This is a genomic window from Cytobacillus sp. FSL H8-0458, assembly GCF_038002165.1.
Lineage (GTDB): Bacteria > Bacillota > Bacilli > Bacillales > Cytobacillaceae > Cytobacillus.
Genome location: NZ_JBBOBR010000001.1, coordinates 1156886 through 1178105, shown reverse-complemented (window position 1 = coordinate 1178105; position 21220 = coordinate 1156886). Strand labels below are relative to the sequence as shown.

Sequence of the window (21220 nt, the reverse complement as noted above, 5' to 3'; positions counted from 1 at the left end):
ATGGAACAAAAATGGAGTATTAGATTAATAAGATTTGCAGCTATTTTTGGCATTATCGGAACCTACCTTGGGTCGCATATGTCCGGGCAGATGGATTATTCATTAAGGCCCATTCATGCCCACATCCTGCTGGTAGGATGGCTTTCCGTATTTGCATGGGGAATCTTTTATAAAGTCTACCGCGTAAAATATAAAAAACTCGTTTCCATTCACAGCATCCTTGGAATGGCAGGATCGCTGGGTCTGACAATCGGCATGTGGATGTATACTTTAAATCCGTTCAATTTAGGGGATACCTTTGTTCTAGTCTTCTTTATTGTCGGCGGAACCCTGCTGTTGTTTGCCTTTGCACTTTTTGTGGCGATTACCTTTTTAACTGAAAAAACATCGGAACAGTAAGCTAAAAAAGCAATGCACCCCTCTTTTGTGGACTGCATTGCTTTTTTGTTTCCGTCAGCCTTTCTGCAATGAATTCCAATAGGCTTTAGCTTCCGCTTCCAGAACTTTTAATCTCTTATAATAGTCAGGAAACTCGTTAAGATGCGCAAGGGCAATTTTCCCTGTAAGAAGCGGGTCATTTCCAGTAACATTCGTTTGGCTTGATCGTTTTCCATGTTCCAGTTCTGTATTAACACCCATCCAGAATTCATTCAAATCAAACTGGGTTTTCGTAAAATCGACTCCCAACAGCAGTGCAATGGCTGCGGCCTCCTCTTTGGAAAAGCCCGCTCTCTCTCTGCTGGTATTTGGAAAAGCCTGATGATTCACATGTCTGCTGCTAAAGTGATGCCCATAAGGATAATTAGAGTAATACAACACATTCACCTCTCCATGCCAGATACCATAATGTATGTGAATGATTTATTTAGGAGCATGGACTTGATCAAAATAAAAAGGGCCCCTAAAGGCCCTCTCTTAACAGCATCTTCCCGTATTCCCGATCATAGAGATCCCGCTTCCGTTACCGCTCCGCTCTAAAACAAGGTCTTCGGTGTTTGGTTCAATAATCGGGTCGATTGCTACTTTGATTTCATTGATAGTGACAATAATATCATCTGCTGCCGGCTCATCCAGAGCCAGTCCTATTCTTGGCTGTCCTCAGCCATAGCCGTCAAAAAAGATGCGGACGCTGCTGGCAGTTTGCTCTTCCAGCATTTTCTTCAATTCGTCACGCGCATTGTCTGTAATTTTCATGCCTGTTCCCTCCCTTTGGATGTTTTTTAAGTATATTATTTACTTTCCAGTTTCGGCAAATGTTCTAATCCGCCCGCCGATTTCGTCACGGACACGCTGGAAGAAAGCCCATTTCTCTTCTTCTGTTCCTTCTGCCTTTGCAGGGTCATCAAATCCCCAGTGCTCGCGCTTTACATGAGGAGGTGTCATTGGGCATTTATCAGCTGCATCTCCGCAAAGTGTTACAACCAAGTCGGCATTATTTAGAATTTCAGGATCAATGATATCAGAAGTCTGATTCGAGATGTCAATTCCAGCTTCCTTCATTGCTTTTACAGCGTTCGGATTCAAGCCATGTGCTTCAATCCCTGCACTATAAACATTCCATTCTTCACCTAAATGCTGTTTTGCCCATCCTTCTGCCATCTGGCTGCGGCATGAATTGCCTGTGCATAGGAAGTAGATTGTTTTTTTAGTCATGTTGAGATTCTCCTTTTTAGATAATCATTAGCCAAATGTACAATCCGGTTAATGTAATGAACAGTGTTGGTATCGTTAATATGATTCCTGTTTTAAAGTACGTTCCCCATGAGATTTTTACTCCCTTCAGGGACAATACATGAAGCCACAGCAAAGTTGCGAGGGACCCAATCGGCGTGATTTTCGGTCCAAGATCTGATCCAATCACGTTCGCATAGATAAGGGCTTCACGAATAATTCCGCTTGTATCGGTTTCAGCAATGGCCAGGGCGTCAATCATAACGGTTGGCATATTGTTCATGACAGAAGAAAGGATGGCCGCAATGAATCCCATTCCGATCGTTGCTGCAAATAGTCCCTGGTCAGCTGTCATTTGAATTAAATCAGCCAATACATTTGTAAGACCCGCGTTTCTTAATCCGTAAACCACTACATACATGCCAATCGAAAAGAATACGATAGCCCATGGTGCACCCTTGATGACAGTGCGCGTATTCACGGCCGGGCTTCTTCGCGCCATGATCAGAAAGAACACCGTTACAATGCCTGCGATCAATGAAACCGGGACACCAAGCCACTCACTTGCAAAATAACCTATTAATAAGATGCCTAAAACGAGCCATGACAACCGGAACATTTTGCTGTCTTTAACTGCTTCTGCTGGTTTTTTCAAATGAGATAAATCATAATTCTTTGGAATGCTTTTTCTAAAGTATAAGAATAAAACCAAAATGCTGGCACCCAGTGAAAAGAAGTTCGGAATAATCATGCGGGACGCATATTCCACAAAGCCGATGCCAAAAAAGTCAGCTGAGACGATATTGACCAGGTTGCTGACAACCAATGGCAGGGACGTTGTATCCGCAATAAATCCGCTTGCGATAATAAACGGAAAAACCAATTTTTCTTCAAATTGAAGGTTCCGCACCATCGCCAGGACAATTGGGGTGAGAATGAGTGCCGCTCCATCATTCGCAAAGAATGCTGCGACAATCGCTCCCAAAATAGAAACGTAAATGAACATCTTCACCCCGCTGCCCTTTGCCGCTCTTGCCATATGTAAAGCAGCCCATTCGAAAAACCCGATTTCATCTAAAATAAGCGATATAATGATGATGGCAATAAAGGTTAATGTGGCATTCCAGACAATGGATGTAACATCTATGACATCATTAAAATCAACCACACCGGCTATTAAGGCGAGGATGGCTCCGCCGCATGCGGACCAGCCGATGGACAGACCTTTTGGCTGCCAAATGACTAATATGAGGGTGACTAAGAAAATCACCGATGCTAAAATTATTTGAGTCAATGTATTCCCCCCTCTTACTCACAGGAAATTCGCAATCCCTGCTCTTCCAATTCTGTTAATAAATAATCCTGGCTTGGAAGGTGATCAAGCACATTCTGAACCAATGGGTAATAGTCACTTTCCTGATTCAATGAATAAATAATCCACTGACCCCTCCTGTTTTCCCTTACCACACCGGCATCTTTTAGTTTCCGCAGATGCTGGCTGATGGCCGGCTGACTCATTTTAAAAATCTCAACAAACTCACATACACAGCAATCATGGTTGTTTAATAGCTTTACCATTGTGAGCCGTGTTTTATCGCCTAATAATTTTAAAATGGATGCTGCCTTGCCGATTTCGACTGTGGACCCTATCATGATCTCATCACCTCCGCTTTGCATATATTAATATATAATGATTTACTTATATAAGCAAATGGTTTTTTCTTATTTACGGGAACTATGGCGACTATTTTTGGGTGCCGCTGGGTTTTCGGCGTCATAAACGCATTATGACGACCATTTTTTACTGTGCCACTGGGTTTTCGGCGTCATGAACGCTCTATGACGACCATTTTTTGCTATGCCGCTGGGTTTTCGGCGTCATGAACGCTCTATGGCGACCATTTTTTGCTATGCCGCTGGGTTTTCGGCGTCATATATGCTCTATGATTACCTTTCTCTGCTGTGCCACTGTATTTTCGGTGTCATGAACGCAACACAACAAAAAACGGCTAAAACTTTAGCCGCATGCACAATATTTACAAAAGTTTTTCCATAGCCATCACGTTCACAAATTCTCCGTCCAGCACACCCTGGTTTTGAAATATACCTACCTCACGAAACCCCATTTTCTTATACAGAGTCTGCCCAAGGCCATTAAACGGAAAAGTAAACAAAACCAGCTTATGGAACTTGTTTTCTATTGCTTTCAATTCGAGTGCAGAAAGCAGCTTCCCGCCTGCCCCCTTGCCTCTGAAATCCCTTGCGATATAGACTGATACATCTGCCACTCCATCATATGCACATCGGCTGCTATACGGATTCAGAGAAGCCCAGCCAATTACTTGACCCCCTTTTTCTGCAGCCAGCACACAATATCGGCCTTGATGCTGTTCAAACCATTTTGTCATATAGGAAAGATCTTTTGCCTTTGTTTCCAATGTAGCGATGCGATCTTTTATTCCCTGATTATAAATCTCGACAATCTCCCCTAAATCTGTCTCAGTGGCTTCACGAACGGAAATCTCATTTATCATTACAGGTCCCTCCAATAATAACGCAGTTACTATAATAGGCTTTTACTCCACAGCTATTCATCATCTGGTTCATTCATTAAATCCCGAAAAGCCAAAATGAATTGTTCATACGTCACCTGCCCCATTTCACTTTCCCGGAATCGAAACAGCCTTTCAAACGTTTTATCTTTTGCTTCCTCAACAGAACACCCAAAAGCATTCATGATTAATTTCATATAGGAAATAAAATATTCTTTTTTAAGTGCTCCGGCATGATTTATGGTCATTATCATCACCTTTTCAAACACATTTTAAGGAGAAGTGAATCAACTGCAGCAGGATGATGCAGGCTCTTCAAAGGAACTTTTTAAATTAACGCTGCATACACCCGTTTCCGGCAAATCCAGCTCCACTTTTTCTGCAGCAGCTAAATCACCGCTCAAATAAGCAGCCACAGACCTAACCTGCTCATAGCCTGTAGCCATCAAGAAGGTTGGAGCACGTCCATAGCTTTTAGCACCTACAATATAAAAATTTCTCTCAGGCTGTCTTAATTCCTTTTCTCCATGGGGACGAACCGTACCACAGCTATGAATATTAGGATCAATCAATGGCGCCAATGCATTTACACTTTCAGTTGCAGAATCAATGGAAGTACGAAGTTCACTTATGATTGAAAAATCCGGACGGTTTCCTGTATTGACAATCATTTCATCGATTTCACCGAGGCTTCTCTGGTTCCCGTTTTGGCTGCCTATTAACTCGATTCCCGTTTCCGACTCTTTGACCAGATGGATACGAAATGGAGTAACGGCCTCCACTTGACCGTTATCAACCAATTGGTGGATTCTGCTTCCGAGGCGGCCGCGTGCTGCAAGTGCATCTTTTTCTTCTCCTCCGTAGGCATCTTCAACCTGATTTCTTCTCATAATCCATAAAATCTCCGTTTTGGGATAAGACTCTTTTAAAGCGGCTAAATCCAGCAAGGCATTAATTGCTGAATGGCCTCCGCCGACAACTGCAATGCGCTTATTCCGATAGCGCTGCTGCTCACTCCCTAATACATCGGGTATTCCATAAAATATCTTTTCCTTCAGTTCCTTCTCATCAGCCAGCCAAATTCCGCTTGATGAAGCCGGATTAGGATTTCCCCAGGTACCTGCAGCATCAATGACTGCCCTTGATTCAAAGGCTTTGTACTCTCCATTCTGCTCAGCATGAATAACAAAAGGAATATCATCCCGGTTTGCCGTTTTCATTTTATCGGTATCTTTTCTGCCAACTGACAAAACCTTCGTATTCAGGTGAATGAAAGGCTTTATTTCAGGTAAATTGAACAGCGGCTTTAGATAGTGTTCAACAAGTTCCTCCCCAGTAGGCAAAGCTTCCAATTGCGGCTGTACCCAGCCATTTGCGCTTAATAACCTGGCAGCAGCTTTATCAATATTGTATCGCCATGGTGAGAATAAGCGAATATGTCCCCAGCTTTTGATATTGTCTCCCGCTTGCTTACCCGCCTCGAGCAAAATAAATGATTGCCCCCTGTTTGCCAGGTGTGCAGCAGCTGCCAGCCCCACCGGCCCGGCGCCAATTATAGCCACAGGCAGCTCTTTTGCTTCCCTCTTGCTTAATGAATTCTTTTCTAACTCTTTTTTCTTAGGCGTGCAGCATCCTTTTACAAGATTATTTTGATTAGCCATGCTTTTTCCCCTTTTCTCCAGATTTGGATAGATTGATTTTACTTGCAAAATGCAAGTATTGTGCCCAAGGGCATTTACCCCTGAATTGGCTTACAGCATGCATTGGATTTTGCCATTGCATTATTTAACAAATGAATTGAGCGGATGACTGTTTCTTTTTCAAACTCATTCATTTGTGAAAAAACCTCTTGTAAAAATGAATTCATCTGCTGATCTATTGAACCTGCAATAAATTTGCCTTCAGCAGTCAGCGAAAGAATACTGATTCTCTTATCAGCCGGATCCGGCATCTTCTTAACTAAGTTCATTTTCACTAAAGATTGCACCTGCCGGCTGAAAGTTGTGATATCGGTCCCTAATGTATCTGCAATCTGCTGCATGGACGGGTTATGCTGATTGTCAATCTCATAAAGAATATGGCTTTGAATGAGGGAAATATCGCATCCGCCGACACTGCAGCAATTTTTATTGAGTAAGCCAAAACGGCGCGTCATTACTTGAAATAAACTGCGAAGATTTTCCATATTTTCACCTCTTGGTTACATTATAGATATTTTATTTGTAATTTGCAACTAATTTTTTTTATTTTTTACCAAAAAAGCAGACCAGCATATTTAAGGTCTGCTTCCAGTTATTCTTATAGCTTAAAACTTTATTAAGATGTCATCCCCAGACCAATTACTCCAATTAAGATAAAAGCCAGGGATAAAAATTGTTTATATCCGAATTTTTCTTTAAACCAGAACAAACCGGCGAGTGTAATGCCAATGCTCCCCACTCCCGTCCAAATTGCATAAGCCACACCAGCTGGAATTCTTTGCATAGCCATGGATAAACAAAAGAACGAGAAAATAAAACCAACTGTCATTACAGCGATCGGCCATTTCTTTTTCGTTCCATCCATGTATTTCATCGCGATTGTGGCAATCACTTCTTCTATCCCCGCCAGGACCAATAATCCCCAGGCCATTATGATTCACCTCCCGCTTCCGTGTTTTCCTGTTTAGTAAAGGTCTTCATGCCAATGATCCCTGCCAATAAAATCACCAAAAAGAATACTTGAGTTACCGAAAAAGGCTCTCCCATTATCACACCTAAAATATAGGTGCCCACAGTTCCAATCCCGACGAAAACGGTATATGCCGCTGCAACAGGAATTACCTTATATGAGCGGATCAATAAGATGAAACTTGCTGCTATCAGCACTGTGGTAATCGTCCACTCCAGATATGAGTCTGCATATTTTAAACCTGAAGCCCACATCACTTCAAGGATGCCGGCTGCAAATACTAACATCCATTTCATTTGCTCTCAACCCCCTATGAATGACAGTCAGTCATTTCTCTTTAAAGAAAAATTATTGGGAAGCAGTCCAATAATTTTAGTCCTTGATTAGTGATTTTCTGATAAATTTAAAAAGCTCTTCCTTATAAACAGCCAGGGACTCATCCTGCTCTCCGCCAATATAATATCTTTCAGCAGCATTTTCGATCAAGTTAATGATGGTCCTTGAAGTCCATTTTACATTTATGTCTTCATAAATTTCTTCTTTTTGAACTGCCTTGCTGATTTCAATCTCAAGCCATTCGTAATATGGCCGGTATACCTCTTCCCATTTTTCCAGGGAATGATTGAAAGCAAGTCCTGAGTATACAAGTACTATGATATCTTTATGTTCATCGGTAACCTTAAAGGTCTCTTCAATTACGGCATCTAAAGTGCTCCAGAAGCTTTCTGTTCCCTGCACCTTCCTCTTCATCCGTTCCAGAATCTTCGTGAGAAGTGAATTGGCGATAGCTGGAACCAAATCACTCTTTGAAGAAAAATATAAATAGAATGTTCCCTGAGCGATGCCTGCTTTCTTAACAATCTCAGATACCGAAGATTTTTCAAGGCCTTTTTCAGAAATAACCTCTATAGAGGCGTTCAGTATTCTGCTGTATTTATCATCTGGCCGATCCTGCATGGTATATCCTCCTTGACCAAAAAATGACTGACTGTCATTCATTATACCAATCCTTTCCCTTTCTATCAAGAATAATGAAAAGTCCCTTAAAACTTGGTACTTTTCCAAATCTAATTACTTTGCACAAAGTATAGTATCGGTTATACTTGATTTGTAAACGCTATTAAGAATGAGAATTCTAGGGGGAAATATAATGGGTAAATTCGATAATAAAATTGTATTGGTTACCGGCGGAGCATCAGGAATGGGAAAACGCATGACTGAGCTTTTAGTCGAGGAAGGCGCATATGTTATTGCAGCGGACATTAACAAAGAGCTCTTGGACGTTGTCAGCCAAAATGATGCAGTGGAAGGCAAATTGCTGAATGTCATGTCAGAGGATGATTGGAAAAAGGCAGTGGAAGAAATTGTTGCCGATCATGGAAGAATCGATGTTCTTATTAATAATGCGGGCATTTCAAGTGAGAAGCATATGGATGATGTGACAATTGAAGATTGGGATCTGATGATGCGCATCAATGGCTTCGGGCCATTTGCAGGAATGAAGCATGTATTGCCGCAAATGGTCAAACAGCAAAGCGGTGCGGTTGTAAATATTTCCAGCTACACAGCCATGGTTGGAATGGGCACAAACACATACACGGCTTCAAAAGGAGCTGTCAGAGCCATCTCCAGAGCGGCAAGCACACAGTTCGGCCGATTCGGAATCAGGGTTAATGCCGTTTTCCCTGGCGTCATTAAAACGCCAATGACAGAGAACCTTTCAGAGTCCAGTGAAGTGCTGCAAAGATTAATTCAGGCCACTCCGCTTCAAAGACTTGGTGAAGCTGATGACGTGGCACGTGCTGTATTGTTCCTTGCTTCAGATGATGCCTCATATATCTCAGGAGCAGAATTAGTTATTGATGGCGGATTCTCTGCACAATAGAATGCGGAAGGCACCACCTAAGCTGGACCGTCATCTGACATCAGATGGGATATGCCCATCATAAACAAAGAAACTGTCCAAGCGGACAGTTTCTTTGTTTATGTTAATTTTTGCGTTCCCCCGTCAACCATGATGGTCTGTCCGGTAATATAGGAGCTGCTTTCGCTGCTTAAGAATACCGCCACTTCTCCAATGTCCTTTTCCGGGTCTCCCATGCGGCCAAGCGGAATTCCATTGAGTACCTGCTCATATTGATCAGGGAAGTTCGCGCTCCAATTTTTCACGCCTTCAGTATAAGCAATTGGTGAAATTAAATTCACATTAATCTGATCTTTAGCCCACTCATTTGCAACAGTTCGCGTCAAACCGCGGATCGCTTCTTTAGCAGATCCATAGGAGGCCTGGTTCACCTGGCCCGAAATGCCGGCACCTGAAGCAAAGTTAATCACGAATCCTTTATTTTTCTTAAGCTGTTCATAAGAGGCTTGCATTAAATGGACAGTAGGGTAAAATCCTGTATTAAAGGATAATTCAAAGTCTTCCAGTGTTGTATTCACAAACGGCATCTGTCTGGAAACATGCGCGTTGTTGACAAGGATGTCCAGTTTTCCGAACTGTGAAACTGTTTCCTGGACAAGTTCTGCAGCGTTTTCCTTTTTTGAAATATCTTTTACAATAAAATGTATGGATCCAAATTGACTTAATTGTTGTACAGCCGCCTCACCGGCTTCCTGATTGATATCAGCTATGACAACTTTAGCGCCATGTTTTAGCATGGATGCGGCTATACCTTTGCCAATGCCGCCTGCACCGCCTGTAATTAATGCAACTTTGCCTTGTAAGTTCATTAAATCTCCTCCTCACCTTTATTATAAATCTATTCATTACTTTGCGCAAAGTAATTGATCGGAAAAAGGAGTTGCCTATCATGTCTATTCAAATTGTCATTCTTGGTCTGTTAAAAGAAAAAAAGTACCACCCGTATGAAATGAAAAAGGTCATTTTAGAACACAAATGGGATCAGCTATTCCCTGTCACAGACGGGAATTTATACCACGCCATCCGCAAACTCGAAAAACACAACTGGATACAGGCGGAAAAGCAGGAACAGGTAAACAACCGCCCAAACCGGACGGTCTATCAAATTACTGAAGAAGGAAAAAACCAGCTTTCAGAAGAAATTGTCGAGGTATTTAAAAAGCGGATGCCAGAACCGCGATCCTTATATCCAGCCTTATTATTTATCGAATCATCTGAAGTTCCCCAAGCAGCCCAACATATTAATGCCTGGATCTCCGAATTGAAGACAGAAATTCAAGCGAAGCATGACTACCAAGCAGTTATTCCGAACCTGATCCAAGAGCATTATAAGGGATTGAATTCATTTTATATAAATTGGCTCATTAAGATTCTTAACGCGTTGGAGGAAAAAAGCAAAACTAAGGGGACCTGATCCCCTTTTTGCTTACCTCATATAATCCATTTCTAATACGCGATTTTTAGATCCGCCCGAATGAATTAATTCTACATTGACTTTGATGCTTTTTAAAGATTCTTGAGTCAAATGTTTATTTTTCTTCCAAACCTTCCAGTTGTCCCGGTATAAAGTGTGTTCTAAATTGAGAAAATCTGTATTTTCCTCAATGCTTAAATCAAATAGCCTTTGGATCTCTTTCTTTATAACCGCTTCAGTCAGGTCTTCCATTTCTTTTAAATTAGTCGTTTTATTATTATCTCGGTTAGTGATGTAACCTTTAGCCTCTACCTCTATTTCTACCCTGCCATTCTTTGCTTTATAATTAGCTTTCGGGTCCTCAAAAACCGGGAGAAATTGCGGCTCTTCTTCACTTGGTATTAACACCTGTATTCTTGCCATCTTAGGGATGACCCATCTGATTCCTTCTAATACCTTCCTAGAATAAAAACCCTTATAGCTTTTATTCTTTATGAAGAAAGCACCATTTACAGATAGTTTTGGTTCTTTTATTTGGTTTTCTTCCCATTGGGAATCATTCACAGAAAGTGAAGGGACAAAAGCCGTATAAGCTGGTTCATAGATCTGTTTAGCCAGTTTAAAGAATTCAATAGGCTTAAGCTGAGAGCTCTGCTGAAAAACTGATTCAGGGCTATGCAAAATCGTATCAAGTGACGTCTGTCCAAAAAAGCCCCTTACAGAAAGGATGTCAGAAATTTTTTCCTTCGTTCCATATACCCACGGTGTCAATCGGAATTCGTGGTAACGGGTCAGGCCATCTAAAATTTCATGAAACCCCTGTTCTAAGGCAGATTCACTTAGCACAATGGCCGTTACATGGGCCCAGATTATTCTTACTTGCGATGTCTTGTAAACATCGAAGAAAGCACTATTAAATGTTTCTCCTTCAGCCTCAGATACCCACATATTCGCGGGAGACGTATCTCCTCCTTCTGTTTTGGCCACTTTCATTAGATCCACCATCTGAATATAGGTATGATACTTTCCATCCTTATAATCCACACCAATTGCAGTGGCATAGTTAAGATCCTTCATTTCTTTCATATCCGTACAACCCGATTGAGAAATGATAAGCACGGATGCCAGAGCTATAAATAGCCATTTGCGGAAAGCTGGAAGCATCATTTGTTCCCCCTTCTTAAAATTGGGGCTGTAAAATCACGTCTCTTAAAAGGATTAATCAGCAATGCAGAAAAAATTTCCTTGGGCTTAAGTGAAACAATCGGCTCCATATAGGCTAATTTATAGGACTCGAGTTGACACAGATAAATAAGAACACCAAATACACAAATAAACACACCAAAAATGCCCAGGAAGGATGATATAAGCAGGGTTATGAATCGAAGAACAGTGACCGTCCCTGATAACGATTGATTTACCAGTGTATAAGTTGCTACGGCAGTCAGAGCAATAACAACAATAATGGTGGGGGATGCAAGACCTGCTCTGATCGAGGCATCCCCAATGATCAAACCCCCAACAATCGATATAGTCTGCCCAACAGCCGTGGGCATTCTCACCCCGGCCTCCCTTAGTAATTCAAACAAACCAAGGATAAAAAAAGCCTCCAGTCCACCTGGCAGCGGCAGTCCATTTCTAGACACAACCACTGTTGCTAAAAGAGGAAAAGGCAGCTGGTCTAGATTTACATCAGCTATCGCTATCCAGAAGCCGGGCAGGAAAATGGCGATCACAATGCCAACCAGTCTTAACATTCTTTGGAATAGAACAAAATAATAGGGAAAATGAAGATCCTCCGGCGATTTTGTTAATTCTGTTAAATTAGCAGGACCAATTAAAACCATTGGAGAGCCATCGACTATGATGATGAACCTGCCACGCAGCATGCATTCAATAGTAAAATCCGGCCGTGTTATGTAATCGACAAGCGGAAATAAGGAAAAGGTCCGGTCCGAAAGCCATTGTTCGAGCTGTCCGGCACTCAATATACTTTCTGTTTCAATGGTACTCAGCCGCTCACGGATTTCTTCAAGTATTACCGGATTTATTTTGTTGGTTAAGTAAAGAAGCGAAACCTTTGTCTGACTTAATGACCCTATTACAAATGATTCATTATATAGCTTAGGGCTTCTGATTCTCTTTCGTATTAAAGAGATATTTGTATTGATTTCTTCTGTGAATCCGTCTTTCGGCCCTTTGATGGAAGTTTCTGTTTTGGATTCCTCCGGCGTCCTCTTTGGAATATCAGCAATATCTATGGCCCAGAAGAATGGCCTGCCGTTCCGAAAAAAAATCAAAAAACCAGAAAAAACTTTTTCAATCATTATTCTAAAGGAATTCAAAGTCACAATAGGAGGCAGATCCGGCAACTGCTCCATGTCCCTCTCTTTTGAAAGGAAGGTAAAAACACTATTGTAATATTCATTCAGCTGGGTGCCATCGATCATACCCGCACAGTAAATAACAGCAGTATCTCCCTCTGATTGTTTAAACTGTGCTACTTTTACATCGGAATAGCTTTTAAAAAAATCCAGAAGATTTTTTTCATCCATTTTCCCAGAAGAAAGCTTTTCTTCCAAGACTCTTATGTTTTCTGACAAGTCATGATCAAGGTCCATTAAAAAGGCACTCCCTTCTTTTTAGGCAGATAGCTAATGGCAAATAGAATTAGAGAAAGTGCAAAACCACCAATAAACAGGATTGGATAGTAATATCCAGCAATCTTTTTCTGCAGCCAAATATCACTTAAAGGTACAATGGAAACAGAAGAAACTAAAATGCCGGTGAAAATGAGAAAGTTTCTTTTTATTTTTTCTGATTTAATCTCAATAAGTTCTACAAGAAAAGATAGACATAATGAAACTTTAATTAACGAACCTGACAGAAATTGGAAAACAGCTAAAAAATCAAGATGGGAAATTTGTTTTCCTAATTGGACCAGCCTCCACTGTTCAAATGCAGGGTAACGAAGGTTGGACGAAACAATCGGTCCGAAAGAAGAAATCGATCCCATCGTTGGACCTAATACAAGACCTAAAAGAATCGTTATCAGAATGTATAAGTTCCAGTAATTAAAAGGCTTTTTCATCCGATCTTGAATTAAAAATAAAACCAGCAAATCAATACTTCCGCCCAAAACAATGATTACACCGTCTTTAATAGGGTCAAAACCGTTCTCCAAAACAGGAAGAAGATAGGAATATTCTTTTTTGTTTAAGGTGGAAAAAGCAACAAAATACCCCAATGTCCACACAATGGGCAATAATAAAGCTGACAAATAGACAATTACCTTGAACCCTTTAAATGCAGCCCACACACATAGAAGCAGAAAACATCCTGTAACAACCCAAGCAGGTGTTAACGGGAGGAAATATATCTTTATCAGAAGAATGAAATCATATGATGCCAGAACTCCGCTCACAAAGAAATAAACGGCGAAAATCAGTATAATTCCCATGGAGACAAATTTCCCTGCCCTATCTTTTATCCAGCCCCTCAAGCCCTCCCCCTTCAGCCTTTTCAAAATGAAATAAAGAAATAGTCCCCAGAGAAGCAAAATCCCATAAGCAGCCAGCACACATACCCACGCATCACGATTCGCTACTCTTAAAAGGTGTGGAAGGATCATGACGTGATTTGATATTCCTGTAAATAAAATCAGCAAAAACGATATTTGGAGTCTGGAATATTTCATAGTCAATCCCCGCTAACCAAGTGTAATAGAGATAATTTTTGCTATATTGGATTATTTATGCATCGTAAGGACCGGCCAAAAAGAAATCAGCGGTAAATTTACCGCTGATTTCTTTTTTCTCATCATTCAGTTTATGATTGCCTTAATCAATTATTTTTTTCTCTGCAAACAATCGAACTATTTCTATTATGACATTTGCAGCTTTAGCCATATTATCAACTGACGCAAACTCATATTTACTATGGAAGTTTTCTCCGCCTGTAAAAATATTGGGTGTCGGCAGCCCCATGAAGGATAAAGTTGAACCATCTGTTCCCCCGCGAATGGGTTTAATATCAGGTTCGATATCCAAATTCTCCATGGCTTTCTTAGCTATATCCACAATTTCAAAAACAGGTTCTATTTTTTCTTTCATATTATAGTATTCATCCTTCATTTCAAGAAGAATGGCATCATTTCCATACGTTCTTTGAAGGTCTTTCACTATGTTTTCCAACTTTGCTTTTCGTGCATTAAAGTTTTCTTTATCAAAATCCCTAATTAAATAGCTGACAGTTGTGAGTTCGATAGTTCCTTTCATAGAGTAAAGGTGGTAAAAGCCTTCATATCCATCGGTCGATTCAGGTACTTCCTCAACTGGTAATCTGCTGTTCAATTCTATGGCAATTTTAGTGGAATTTATCATCTTCCCTTTTGCTGTACCGGGATGAACATTTCTGCCTTTTATCGTAATTAAAGCTTCTGCGGCATTAAAGCTCTCATATTCTAATTCACCTAATGGGCCTCCGTCCATTGTGTATGCGAATTGAGCACCAAAAGCATCAACATCAAACGTATCCGCTCCTTTAGATATCTCTTCGTCTGGTGTAAACGCAACTCTTACCGTTCCATGCTTAATTTCAGGGTGTTTAATTAGATATTCCATTGCTGTCATGATTTCCGCTATGCCAGCTTTATCATCCGCCCCGAGCAGTGTTGTTCCATCTGTTGTTATGAGTGTATGTCCTTTATAGCAGGGCATTTCAGGAAAATCCCTTACAGACAGCACAATGTTTGATTCCTTATTTAAAATAATGTCGGTTCCATCATAATTTTCCACCAGTTGAGGGTTTACATTTTTCCCTGTGTAGTCACTAGAGGTATCAAGATGTGCAAGAAATCCAATTGCTGGAACATCTTTGCTTATATTTGATGGTAACGTCGCCATTACATAGCCATGTTGGTCGATTGTAACATTAGACATACCAATATCTTTTAATTCCTCTGCAAGCATATTCGCAAGCACCAGCTGACCAGGCGTTGACGGAGTATGTTCAGTACCATATTTGGATTGTGTATCAACTTTTACATATCTTGTCAATCTCTCTATTAAATCTTTTTTCATGCCACATCCCCCATTCTGACCCTACTTAAAAACAAAAATCAAGAGTTTCTTACAACTCCAGTTATTTTTATAATACATTATGTTTTTACAGCTAAACAATATATATAAAGGAAACTGAGAAAAATCTATTTCCCGCTAAAAAGATTATATACGTTTGTACAGTAGATATTTATTTGGAAGTTGGTCATTTAAAGACTGCTTAACTAAATGGAGGGTTTAATTTCATATGAAAAGATTGCATTTTTCATGAAAACCTATGTACTTTTGAACGGCATGCATATATACTATTCTGAATATTGTCTTTTCGTTAAGCGAAGGATGTTGGAAATACTTTTAAGGAGTGTCTTTAGTTGAGAAGTTCAGCAAAATTTGATTCAAAAACCTTTTTCCTGATGGCCGGCATTATTTTTGTGGCTTTTAATTTACGCCCAGCGATTACATCAGTCGGACCATTGATTGGTGCAATCCGGGATGAAACGGGAATTTCCAATAGTGCAGCCGGCCTTCTGACTACCCTTCCGCTCGTTGCCTTCGCCCTGCTCTCCCCCTTTGTTCCGAGGATTGCCCAAAAGCTTGGAAGTGAATGGAGCATTCTTTTGGGGTTGACTATTTTGGGAGCCGGCATTGCGGCCCGTTCATTAGGAATGCTTCCCCCGCTCTACATAGGAACTGTATTAATCGGGTTAGGCGTAGGCCTTTGCAATGTGCTTCTTCCTGGTATGGTCAAGGAAAAATTCCCGCAAAAGGTTGGCCTGCTTACAGGCATTTATACATTTTCAATGGGCATTTGTGCAGGACTAGCGCCCGGTTTCAGTATCCCGCTTGCCGAAAATCTTGGCTTAGGATGGAGACTTTCACTTGGTGTATGGACCATCTTAATACTTATCGCCATTATTGTCTGGCTTCCCCAGATCATATTAAGAAAGAAAAAAACGGAAATACCTAAAGTATCTGCATCCAAGGGTTCTATCTGGTCCTCGCCCATCGCCTGGCAGGTCACACTGTTTATGGGATTGCAATCAATGGTCTATTTCAGCACCACTACCTGGCTCCCCGAAATTCTTCATAGCCAGGGCCGGGAAATCGCCGCTGCCGGATGGATGGTAACCGTTTTCCAATTTTCAGGACTCCCTGTTAATTTTATTATTCCCGTTCTTGCCGACCGGCTTCCTAACCAAAAAGGGATTGCTTTTGGCATCGGCCTTTTTACTTTTGCCGGCATAACGGGTCTCCTGATGAATGTCAATGCCATCATCTCTAACATCAGCATCGTTATTCTCGGGATTGGTCTTGGAGCTGCAATCAGTCATTCCTTAACCCTGATCGGCCTTCGTGCTGAAAATGCCAAACAGGCAGCCAGCCTTTCAGGAATGGCTCAATCCGTCGGCTACCTGCTTGCCGCGGCAGGACCGATTCTCATCGGCTCACTGTATGACCTATTCCACTCCTGGACCGTTCCATTGATCTTCCTTATGATCATTACGGCCATCTTTACTATTTCCGGAATTGGAGCAGGCCGGGATCAATTTGTTCTGCAAGGTGTGCAGCATAAGCAGAAAAAGACAGCTACAACCAGTGCATAAATGAAAAAACAGCAGCATGTTCATTAGAACGGCTACTGTTTTACCTTCAGTCTGTCTGCATTAACCTAATCATTCATAACAAAATAAGCAATTATTGCGGCTAAAATTCCAGCTGTCAGCTTTCCAAAAATCATGGGGACAATAAAGCTTTTGTCCACAGCGGCAACAAAGCCCAGATGACTCCCCAATACAAAGGAACCGCTTACTGCAAAAGCTGTATTGATGACCTTCCCCCTTGCATCAAGAAGATCAAACTTTGAAAACATCGGAACATGGTGAGCCAATGACGATAATAAACCGACTAGAGATTGGTGCGTGAGGCCAATTTTATTGCCTGCTTTTTCAAACGGCTTTTTCAGCACATGCTGCAGAAAGAACACCAATGGAAATGCACCGGCAAGCATGATGGTAATATCCCCAATGGTTTTAAAGCTCTCATGTATAGGAACTAAGTTCTTAACATATTCAACTCCTGTTAGAGTTTGGAAAATCACAATGACTAAGCCTGATATTAATACAACCTCAATGATTTTTGAGAATCCAATGAACATTTTCGTTGTAGCTTTTGGAATTTTTATTAATGAAATCATGATAACAATGGATAACAGAATCGTTGGAAGCAGGTTTTGAAGCATCCATACTAAATGAAAACCCGAAATCCATCCGCCAACAAGGCAGCCAATTGGAATAGTCATTAATCCGATCAGGATCCCTTTTGCAAAATTAGCCTGGTCTTTTTTTTGAATTAAATTTAAGGCAACAGGGATGGTAAACACCAGTGTTGGCCCCATCATGGTACCTAAAAACACCCAGGAAAAATTGGCTGCATTCATATCATCTGTCATTTCAGCCGCAAGTTTATACCCTCCCATATCCAGAGCAAAGAGTGTTGAAGCAAACATGGAAGGGTCAGCCCCAAAAAAGGAATAAACAGGTGAGATAATTGGTATTAATATATCTGCCAATACAGGAGATATAGAAATAATGCCAATCATCGATAGTGACAGGGCACCCATACTATAAAAAGCTTTTGAAAACTCTTCTCCGATCTTAAATTTGTTTCCTAAAATCCTATCGATTCCACCTATAGCGACAAATATAGCTATTAAATAAATAATGAAATTCTCCAATTATGACCCACCTTGATGTTTACGAACCGGACCGAGATCCGGCTCTTTCATGCTGCAGATTTAAGCAAAACGCTCATTCAACTTATATTATAAGTGACTATTTACAATCAGAAGTTTTCCCTTTTAAGACTTGCAAGTCTTTCTGAAACTTCGTTAATACTTCGATCCCTTCTTCTGTTATCACCACATCATCCTCTATTCTCACCCCGCCTGCACCAGGGATGTAAATTCCTGGTTCTACAGTCAGCACCATGCCTTCCCGGAGAATTTCCTCGTTTTCAGCGTGTAAAGAAGGTTCTTCATGTACTTCGATTCCAAGGCCATGCCCAATTCTATGAGGAAAGTATTCCGCAAATCCGCCATCACTTATTACGGTTCTTGCAGCTTGATCTATTTTTCTCATTTCATTGCCTGCCCTGCACTCCTGCAGAGCTGCCAAATTAGCTTTCAGCACGATATCATACATCTCTTTGATTTCGTCCCTTAATTCCTTAAAGACAAATGTTCGAGTGATATCCGAACAATATCCCTGGTATTTAACACCTAAATCAAATAAGATGGTATCTCCCGGCTGCAATTTATTCTCACCAGGAACACCATGGGGGTTGCTTGAATTTCTTCCAAAAAGAACCATTGTGCTGAAGGACATATCACGCAGTCCTGCTTTCTTTATTTTATATTCAATTTCACCCAGCACCTCTAACTCTGTTACACCTTCATACAATGCATCAATTCCTGCCTGTATTGCATAATCTGCATATTGCGCTGCTATCCTTAATTTTTTTATTTCTTCAGGGCTTTTTCTCATTCTCATCTCAGTAAGCACCTGATCCAGGTTTTGCAGCTGAATATTTGGCAGCATTTTCTGCAGCATACGAACATATTTAAGAGAAATAAACGTCTCTTCTACTGCAAAGTCTGTGATCATGCTTATTTTCTCATTAAGATATTCTTTTATCATTCCCCAGACGTTATCTGAATCCTTATAACAGATATAGTTATCTCTCCAGCCCGCTTCAAGGAGCATTTTCAGCTCCATTTCAGGCAATACAATTAGAGGGGCATGTCCAGGAAAAATGAAAATTCCTACAAAACGTTCATGCGGATCGTAATCAAAGCCTGTTAAGTAAAAAATGTTTTGCCGAGATGTAATGAGTCCCCCAGACCAGTTTTTCTTTTCTAAAAATTTCTCTAAAGTTGCTATTTTGATATTCATAAAAAAATCTCCTTTCTCTATTTCAATATGCAATTATCGTGCCAGCCTTCACCAGCCATTATGGCAAGTTTTCTATGTATGGGTTGTTCACTTTCTTTAACAACGTTACGTTAAGTGTAAAGATTTCTTTACAATAAAAAGAAGAAAGAAATCTTCTGTGATTCCTTTCCTCCTTTTATTACCAATCGGTTATATTTAATTTTTTCATCTTGTTATATAATGTCGTTCTTGTTATGCCTAACCGTTTTGCCGCTTCTGACTTATTTCCATTTTTTCCTTTTAACGCATCAAGAATTTTTTGTTTTTCGAAGCTGTTTATTTCGTTCTGCAATTCATTGGCAGACGGCATGCACAAATGAGGTATCTCCTTTACTATCTTTTCCGGCAGTGCATTAGGCAATATGGAACCATTTTCAGATAAAAGAACCATTCTATCGACTGTATTTCTTAGCTCTCTAATATTCCCCTTCCATTCATATTCCAGCAGCAATTGTGTAATTTGCGGTGCTATAAATGTAATGTCCAGCCCATATTTTAATGATGACTCATGAATGAAGAGATGGAATAACTCTAAAATATCCTGCCTTCTTTTTCTTAATGGCGGGATATGTATCGTTAATATATTCAGCCTGTAAAACAAATCTTCCCTGAATTCGCCTCTCTCTGCCATCGCTTCCAGATTCTTATTGGTTGCAGCTATTATTCTGCATTTGGCCTCTTTCGCCTTCAAACCGCCTACAGAATAATAGGTCTTGTTCTCAGGGACTCTCAGCAATTTCACCTGCTGGTCTAAAGGTAAATCCCCCACTTCATCCAGAAACAATGTGCCTTCATCAGCAAGTTCAAATTTGCCAGGCTTCCCGTTCGGATCTCCTCCTGAAAAAGCCCCTTTTTCATATCCAAACAATTCACTTTCAAACAGCGCTGGAGAAATGGCACCGCAATTCAAAGCAATAAAAGGTTTCGATAATCGGCATTCATCATGTATTGCCTTTGCAAATACTTCTTTTCCTACGCCTGTTTCACCCAGCAGTAATACATTCTGATCCGTTTTAGCCATCTTTTTCGCCAGAGATACAGCATTTTTTATTTCCATACTTGACCCTTTAATCTTTTGAAAGGGATCAGTTGTATTGTTGAGTCTGGAAACTTCGTTTTGCAGCTGCTGGATTTTAGATGAAGCACTCAATAACTCCTGGCTCAGCATGACATGGCTCGTTATGTCAGTTTCGGCCGCTGCAGCACCAATAATGTCACCATTCACTACAACCGGATTAATATTTATCAGTACAAAGAGATCTTCTCTTGGTTTATGAAGATGATGCTTAAATGATTTTCCAGTCAGAAGTGTTTCCTGGTTTAAAAGCATTTCTTCAGGAAAGAACTTTTTCATGTTTTCTCCCAGAATATCTTTTTTGCTGATAGAAAATATTTTTTCAGCCCCTTCTGTCCAGACAATTGTTTTCCCTTCCTTGTCCACAACTGAAACCGAATTCTCAATGGTATCCATTACTGTATGGAAATAAGCCTGTAACTCCTTGAATTCACTGCTGAGTTCCTTAAGCAAATCCTGACACTTTACATATCCGATTATGTTGCTGTCAGAATCAGTGAATACAATAAGCTCAGTTAATAGCCCCTTTTCCAAAAGGCTTAAATCGAAATCATCCAAAGACAATAGTACACACTTTTTCCAATATAAATCTTTACTATATTTTTTGTAGAAGGAATACTCCTCTCTCTCCATATAGGATAATTCACTGTCCTGGTACTGAAGCAATACAGTGTTCTCTTTATAATCATTGTCATGTTCAAAGCAGAAATCAGTGCGCAAACACTTTTTTAATCTTTTCATAGGGCTCACCGTCCGGGTCATTCAGTAACTTCTTACCTGATTTTATTATACGTTCCACAGAAATCAAAATATTTGAAGCTTATGGCCTCCACGAAAAAAAGCATAAAAACAGCAGCCTTACATT

The 21220-nt window shown here is 40.5% G+C and carries 23 protein-coding genes; 4 read left to right on the top strand and 19 right to left on the bottom strand.

Annotation, left to right across the window (positions count from 1 at the left end):
* Window positions 1–399 carry a hypothetical protein gene (locus tag NYE23_RS05985; protein WP_341076206.1) on the top strand — a complete coding sequence of 133 codons (399 nt, stop codon included), beginning with the start codon at window positions 1–3 and terminating at the stop codon, window positions 397–399.
* Between the two features lie 54 nt (window positions 400–453).
* On the opposite strand, the gene NYE23_RS05980 is transcribed toward NYE23_RS05985, so the two are convergent.
* The 11 genes from NYE23_RS05980 to NYE23_RS05930 form a co-directional block, all read right to left on the bottom strand.
* Window positions 454–819 carry a DUF5661 family protein gene (locus NYE23_RS05980; RefSeq protein ID WP_341076204.1) on the bottom strand — a complete coding sequence of 122 codons (366 nt, stop codon included), beginning with the start codon at window positions 817–819 and terminating at the stop codon, window positions 454–456.
* 414 nt (window positions 820–1233) lie between these two features.
* The gene (gene arsC / locus NYE23_RS05975) at window positions 1234–1653 is read right to left on the bottom strand and encodes an arsenate reductase (thioredoxin) (RefSeq protein ID WP_341076202.1); all 420 of its coding nucleotides are present in this window, start codon (window positions 1651–1653) and stop codon (window positions 1234–1236) included.
* A gap of 16 nt (window positions 1654–1669) precedes the next feature.
* Complete coding sequence (locus NYE23_RS05970) at window positions 1670–2965, bottom strand: arsenic transporter (protein WP_341076201.1); 1296 nt, start codon at window positions 2963–2965, stop codon at window positions 1670–1672.
* Window positions 2966–2979: 14 nt separating this feature from the next.
* Window positions 2980–3324: an ArsR/SmtB family transcription factor gene (locus NYE23_RS05965; RefSeq protein WP_341076199.1), complete on the bottom strand. Its 345-nt coding sequence runs from the start codon at window positions 3322–3324 to the stop codon at window positions 2980–2982.
* Between the two features lie 383 nt (window positions 3325–3707).
* Window positions 3708–4205, bottom strand: coding sequence for an arsinothricin resistance N-acetyltransferase ArsN1 family A (locus tag NYE23_RS05960; RefSeq protein ID WP_445662582.1), 498 nt, complete (start codon window positions 4203–4205; stop codon window positions 3708–3710).
* A 53-nt stretch (window positions 4206–4258) separates the two neighbouring features.
* The gene (locus tag NYE23_RS05955) at window positions 4259–4471 is read right to left on the bottom strand and encodes a hypothetical protein (RefSeq protein ID WP_341076196.1); all 213 of its coding nucleotides are present in this window, start codon (window positions 4469–4471) and stop codon (window positions 4259–4261) included.
* Window positions 4472–4510: 39 nt separating this feature from the next.
* Window positions 4511–5884 (bottom strand): FAD-dependent oxidoreductase, encoded by a 1374-nt coding sequence (locus NYE23_RS05950; protein ID WP_341076195.1) that lies wholly within the window; start codon window positions 5882–5884, stop codon window positions 4511–4513.
* A 74-nt stretch (window positions 5885–5958) separates the two neighbouring features.
* Window positions 5959–6408: a MarR family winged helix-turn-helix transcriptional regulator gene (locus NYE23_RS05945; protein WP_035329428.1), complete on the bottom strand. Its 450-nt coding sequence runs from the start codon at window positions 6406–6408 to the stop codon at window positions 5959–5961.
* 131 nt (window positions 6409–6539) lie between these two features.
* Window positions 6540–6854, bottom strand: coding sequence for a DMT family transporter (locus NYE23_RS05940; RefSeq protein WP_341076191.1), 315 nt, complete (start codon window positions 6852–6854; stop codon window positions 6540–6542).
* The gene (locus tag NYE23_RS05935) at window positions 6854–7189 is read right to left on the bottom strand and encodes a DMT family transporter (protein ID WP_341076190.1); all 336 of its coding nucleotides are present in this window, start codon (window positions 7187–7189) and stop codon (window positions 6854–6856) included. Before NYE23_RS05935 ends, NYE23_RS05940 begins: the two co-directional genes overlap by 1 nt.
* A gap of 76 nt (window positions 7190–7265) precedes the next feature.
* Window positions 7266–7850, bottom strand: a complete 585-nt coding sequence (locus NYE23_RS05930; protein ID WP_341076189.1) for a TetR family transcriptional regulator — start codon at window positions 7848–7850, stop codon at window positions 7266–7268.
* Between the two features lie 193 nt (window positions 7851–8043).
* Between NYE23_RS05930 and NYE23_RS05925 the strand changes: the two genes are divergently transcribed.
* Window positions 8044–8778, top strand: a complete 735-nt coding sequence (locus NYE23_RS05925; RefSeq protein ID WP_341076188.1) for an SDR family NAD(P)-dependent oxidoreductase — start codon at window positions 8044–8046, stop codon at window positions 8776–8778.
* A 98-nt stretch (window positions 8779–8876) separates the two neighbouring features.
* On the opposite strand, the gene NYE23_RS05920 is transcribed toward NYE23_RS05925, so the two are convergent.
* Window positions 8877–9626, bottom strand: a complete 750-nt coding sequence (locus NYE23_RS05920) for an SDR family NAD(P)-dependent oxidoreductase (RefSeq protein WP_341076187.1) — start codon at window positions 9624–9626, stop codon at window positions 8877–8879.
* An 80-nt stretch (window positions 9627–9706) separates the two neighbouring features.
* Here NYE23_RS05920 and NYE23_RS05915 point away from each other — a divergent pair, with 80 nt between their 5' ends.
* Complete coding sequence (locus NYE23_RS05915; RefSeq protein ID WP_341076186.1) at window positions 9707–10231, top strand: PadR family transcriptional regulator; 525 nt, start codon at window positions 9707–9709, stop codon at window positions 10229–10231.
* A 12-nt stretch (window positions 10232–10243) separates the two neighbouring features.
* On the opposite strand, the gene NYE23_RS05910 is transcribed toward NYE23_RS05915, so the two are convergent.
* The 4 genes from NYE23_RS05910 to pepT form a co-directional block, all read right to left on the bottom strand.
* Window positions 10244–11398 carry a Ger(x)C family spore germination protein gene (locus tag NYE23_RS05910; protein ID WP_341076184.1) on the bottom strand — a complete coding sequence of 385 codons (1155 nt, stop codon included), beginning with the start codon at window positions 11396–11398 and terminating at the stop codon, window positions 10244–10246.
* Window positions 11395–12852, bottom strand: coding sequence for a spore germination protein (locus tag NYE23_RS05905; RefSeq protein WP_341076181.1), 1458 nt, complete (start codon window positions 12850–12852; stop codon window positions 11395–11397). Before NYE23_RS05905 ends, NYE23_RS05910 begins: the two co-directional genes overlap by 4 nt.
* A complete protein-coding gene (locus NYE23_RS05900) occupies window positions 12852–13928 on the bottom strand; it encodes a GerAB/ArcD/ProY family transporter (RefSeq protein ID WP_341076178.1) in 1077 nt (358 codons plus the stop codon). The genes NYE23_RS05905 and NYE23_RS05900 overlap by 1 nt, the downstream gene beginning before the upstream one ends.
* Window positions 13929–14070: 142 nt before the next feature.
* The gene (pepT, locus tag NYE23_RS05895; RefSeq protein ID WP_341076176.1) at window positions 14071–15312 is read right to left on the bottom strand and encodes a peptidase T; all 1242 of its coding nucleotides are present in this window, start codon (window positions 15310–15312) and stop codon (window positions 14071–14073) included.
* A gap of 392 nt (window positions 15313–15704) precedes the next feature.
* On the opposite strand from pepT, the gene NYE23_RS05890 reads away from it, so the two are divergent.
* Complete coding sequence (locus NYE23_RS05890) at window positions 15705–16895, top strand: CynX/NimT family MFS transporter (protein WP_341080613.1); 1191 nt, start codon at window positions 15705–15707, stop codon at window positions 16893–16895.
* A gap of 65 nt (window positions 16896–16960) precedes the next feature.
* Here NYE23_RS05890 and eutH read toward each other — a convergent pair whose 3' ends face one another.
* From eutH to NYE23_RS05875, 3 genes are all read right to left on the bottom strand, one after another.
* The gene (gene eutH / locus NYE23_RS05885; protein WP_341076174.1) at window positions 16961–18025 is read right to left on the bottom strand and encodes an ethanolamine utilization protein EutH; all 1065 of its coding nucleotides are present in this window, start codon (window positions 18023–18025) and stop codon (window positions 16961–16963) included.
* A gap of 97 nt (window positions 18026–18122) precedes the next feature.
* Entirely contained in the window at window positions 18123–19241 is a 1119-nt protein-coding gene (locus NYE23_RS05880; RefSeq protein ID WP_341076173.1) for a M24 family metallopeptidase, read from the bottom strand.
* Between the two features lie 178 nt (window positions 19242–19419).
* On the bottom strand, window positions 19420–21096 hold the full coding sequence (locus NYE23_RS05875; protein WP_341076170.1) for a sigma-54 interaction domain-containing protein: 1677 nt from the start codon (window positions 21094–21096) through the stop codon (window positions 19420–19422).
* Window positions 21097–21220 lie beyond the last annotated feature (124 nt).

Bases quoted from the DNA above. Each gene is read 5' to 3' on its own strand.
- NYE23_RS05985 (WP_341076206.1), top strand. From the start codon at position 1: ATGGAACAAAAATGGAGTATTAGATTAATAAGATTTGCAGCTATTTTT.
- arsC (WP_341076202.1), bottom strand. From the start codon at position 1,653: ATGACTAAAAAAACAATCTACTTCCTATGCACAGGCAATTCATGCCGC.
- NYE23_RS05965 (WP_341076199.1), bottom strand. From the start codon at position 3,324: ATGATAGGGTCCACAGTCGAAATCGGCAAGGCAGCATCCATTTTAAAA.
- NYE23_RS05960 (WP_445662582.1), bottom strand. From the start codon at position 4,205: ATGATAAATGAGATTTCCGTTCGTGAAGCCACTGAGACAGATTTAGGG.
- NYE23_RS05955 (WP_341076196.1), bottom strand. From the start codon at position 4,471: ATGACCATAAATCATGCCGGAGCACTTAAAAAAGAATATTTTATTTCC.
- NYE23_RS05950 (WP_341076195.1), bottom strand. From the start codon at position 5,884: ATGGCTAATCAAAATAATCTTGTAAAAGGATGCTGCACGCCTAAGAAA.
- NYE23_RS05945 (WP_035329428.1), bottom strand. From the start codon at position 6,408: ATGGAAAATCTTCGCAGTTTATTTCAAGTAATGACGCGCCGTTTTGGC.
- NYE23_RS05940 (WP_341076191.1), bottom strand. From the start codon at position 6,854: ATGGCCTGGGGATTATTGGTCCTGGCGGGGATAGAAGAAGTGATTGCC.
- NYE23_RS05935 (WP_341076190.1), bottom strand. From the start codon at position 7,189: ATGAAATGGATGTTAGTATTTGCAGCCGGCATCCTTGAAGTGATGTGG.
- NYE23_RS05930 (WP_341076189.1), bottom strand. From the start codon at position 7,850: ATGCAGGATCGGCCAGATGATAAATACAGCAGAATACTGAACGCCTCT.
- NYE23_RS05925 (WP_341076188.1), top strand. From the start codon at position 8,044: ATGGGTAAATTCGATAATAAAATTGTATTGGTTACCGGCGGAGCATCA.
- NYE23_RS05920 (WP_341076187.1), bottom strand. From the start codon at position 9,626: ATGAACTTACAAGGCAAAGTTGCATTAATTACAGGCGGTGCAGGCGGC.
- NYE23_RS05915 (WP_341076186.1), top strand. From the start codon at position 9,707: ATGTCTATTCAAATTGTCATTCTTGGTCTGTTAAAAGAAAAAAAGTAC.
- NYE23_RS05910 (WP_341076184.1), bottom strand. From the start codon at position 11,398: ATGATGCTTCCAGCTTTCCGCAAATGGCTATTTATAGCTCTGGCATCC.
- NYE23_RS05905 (WP_341076181.1), bottom strand. From the start codon at position 12,852: ATGGACCTTGATCATGACTTGTCAGAAAACATAAGAGTCTTGGAAGAA.
- NYE23_RS05900 (WP_341076178.1), bottom strand. From the start codon at position 13,928: ATGAAATATTCCAGACTCCAAATATCGTTTTTGCTGATTTTATTTACA.
- pepT (WP_341076176.1), bottom strand. From the start codon at position 15,312: ATGAAAAAAGATTTAATAGAGAGATTGACAAGATATGTAAAAGTTGAT.
- NYE23_RS05890 (WP_341080613.1), top strand. From the start codon at position 15,705: ATGGCCGGCATTATTTTTGTGGCTTTTAATTTACGCCCAGCGATTACA.
- NYE23_RS05880 (WP_341076173.1), bottom strand. From the start codon at position 19,241: ATGAATATCAAAATAGCAACTTTAGAGAAATTTTTAGAAAAGAAAAAC.
- NYE23_RS05875 (WP_341076170.1), bottom strand. From the start codon at position 21,096: ATGAAAAGATTAAAAAAGTGTTTGCGCACTGATTTCTGCTTTGAACAT.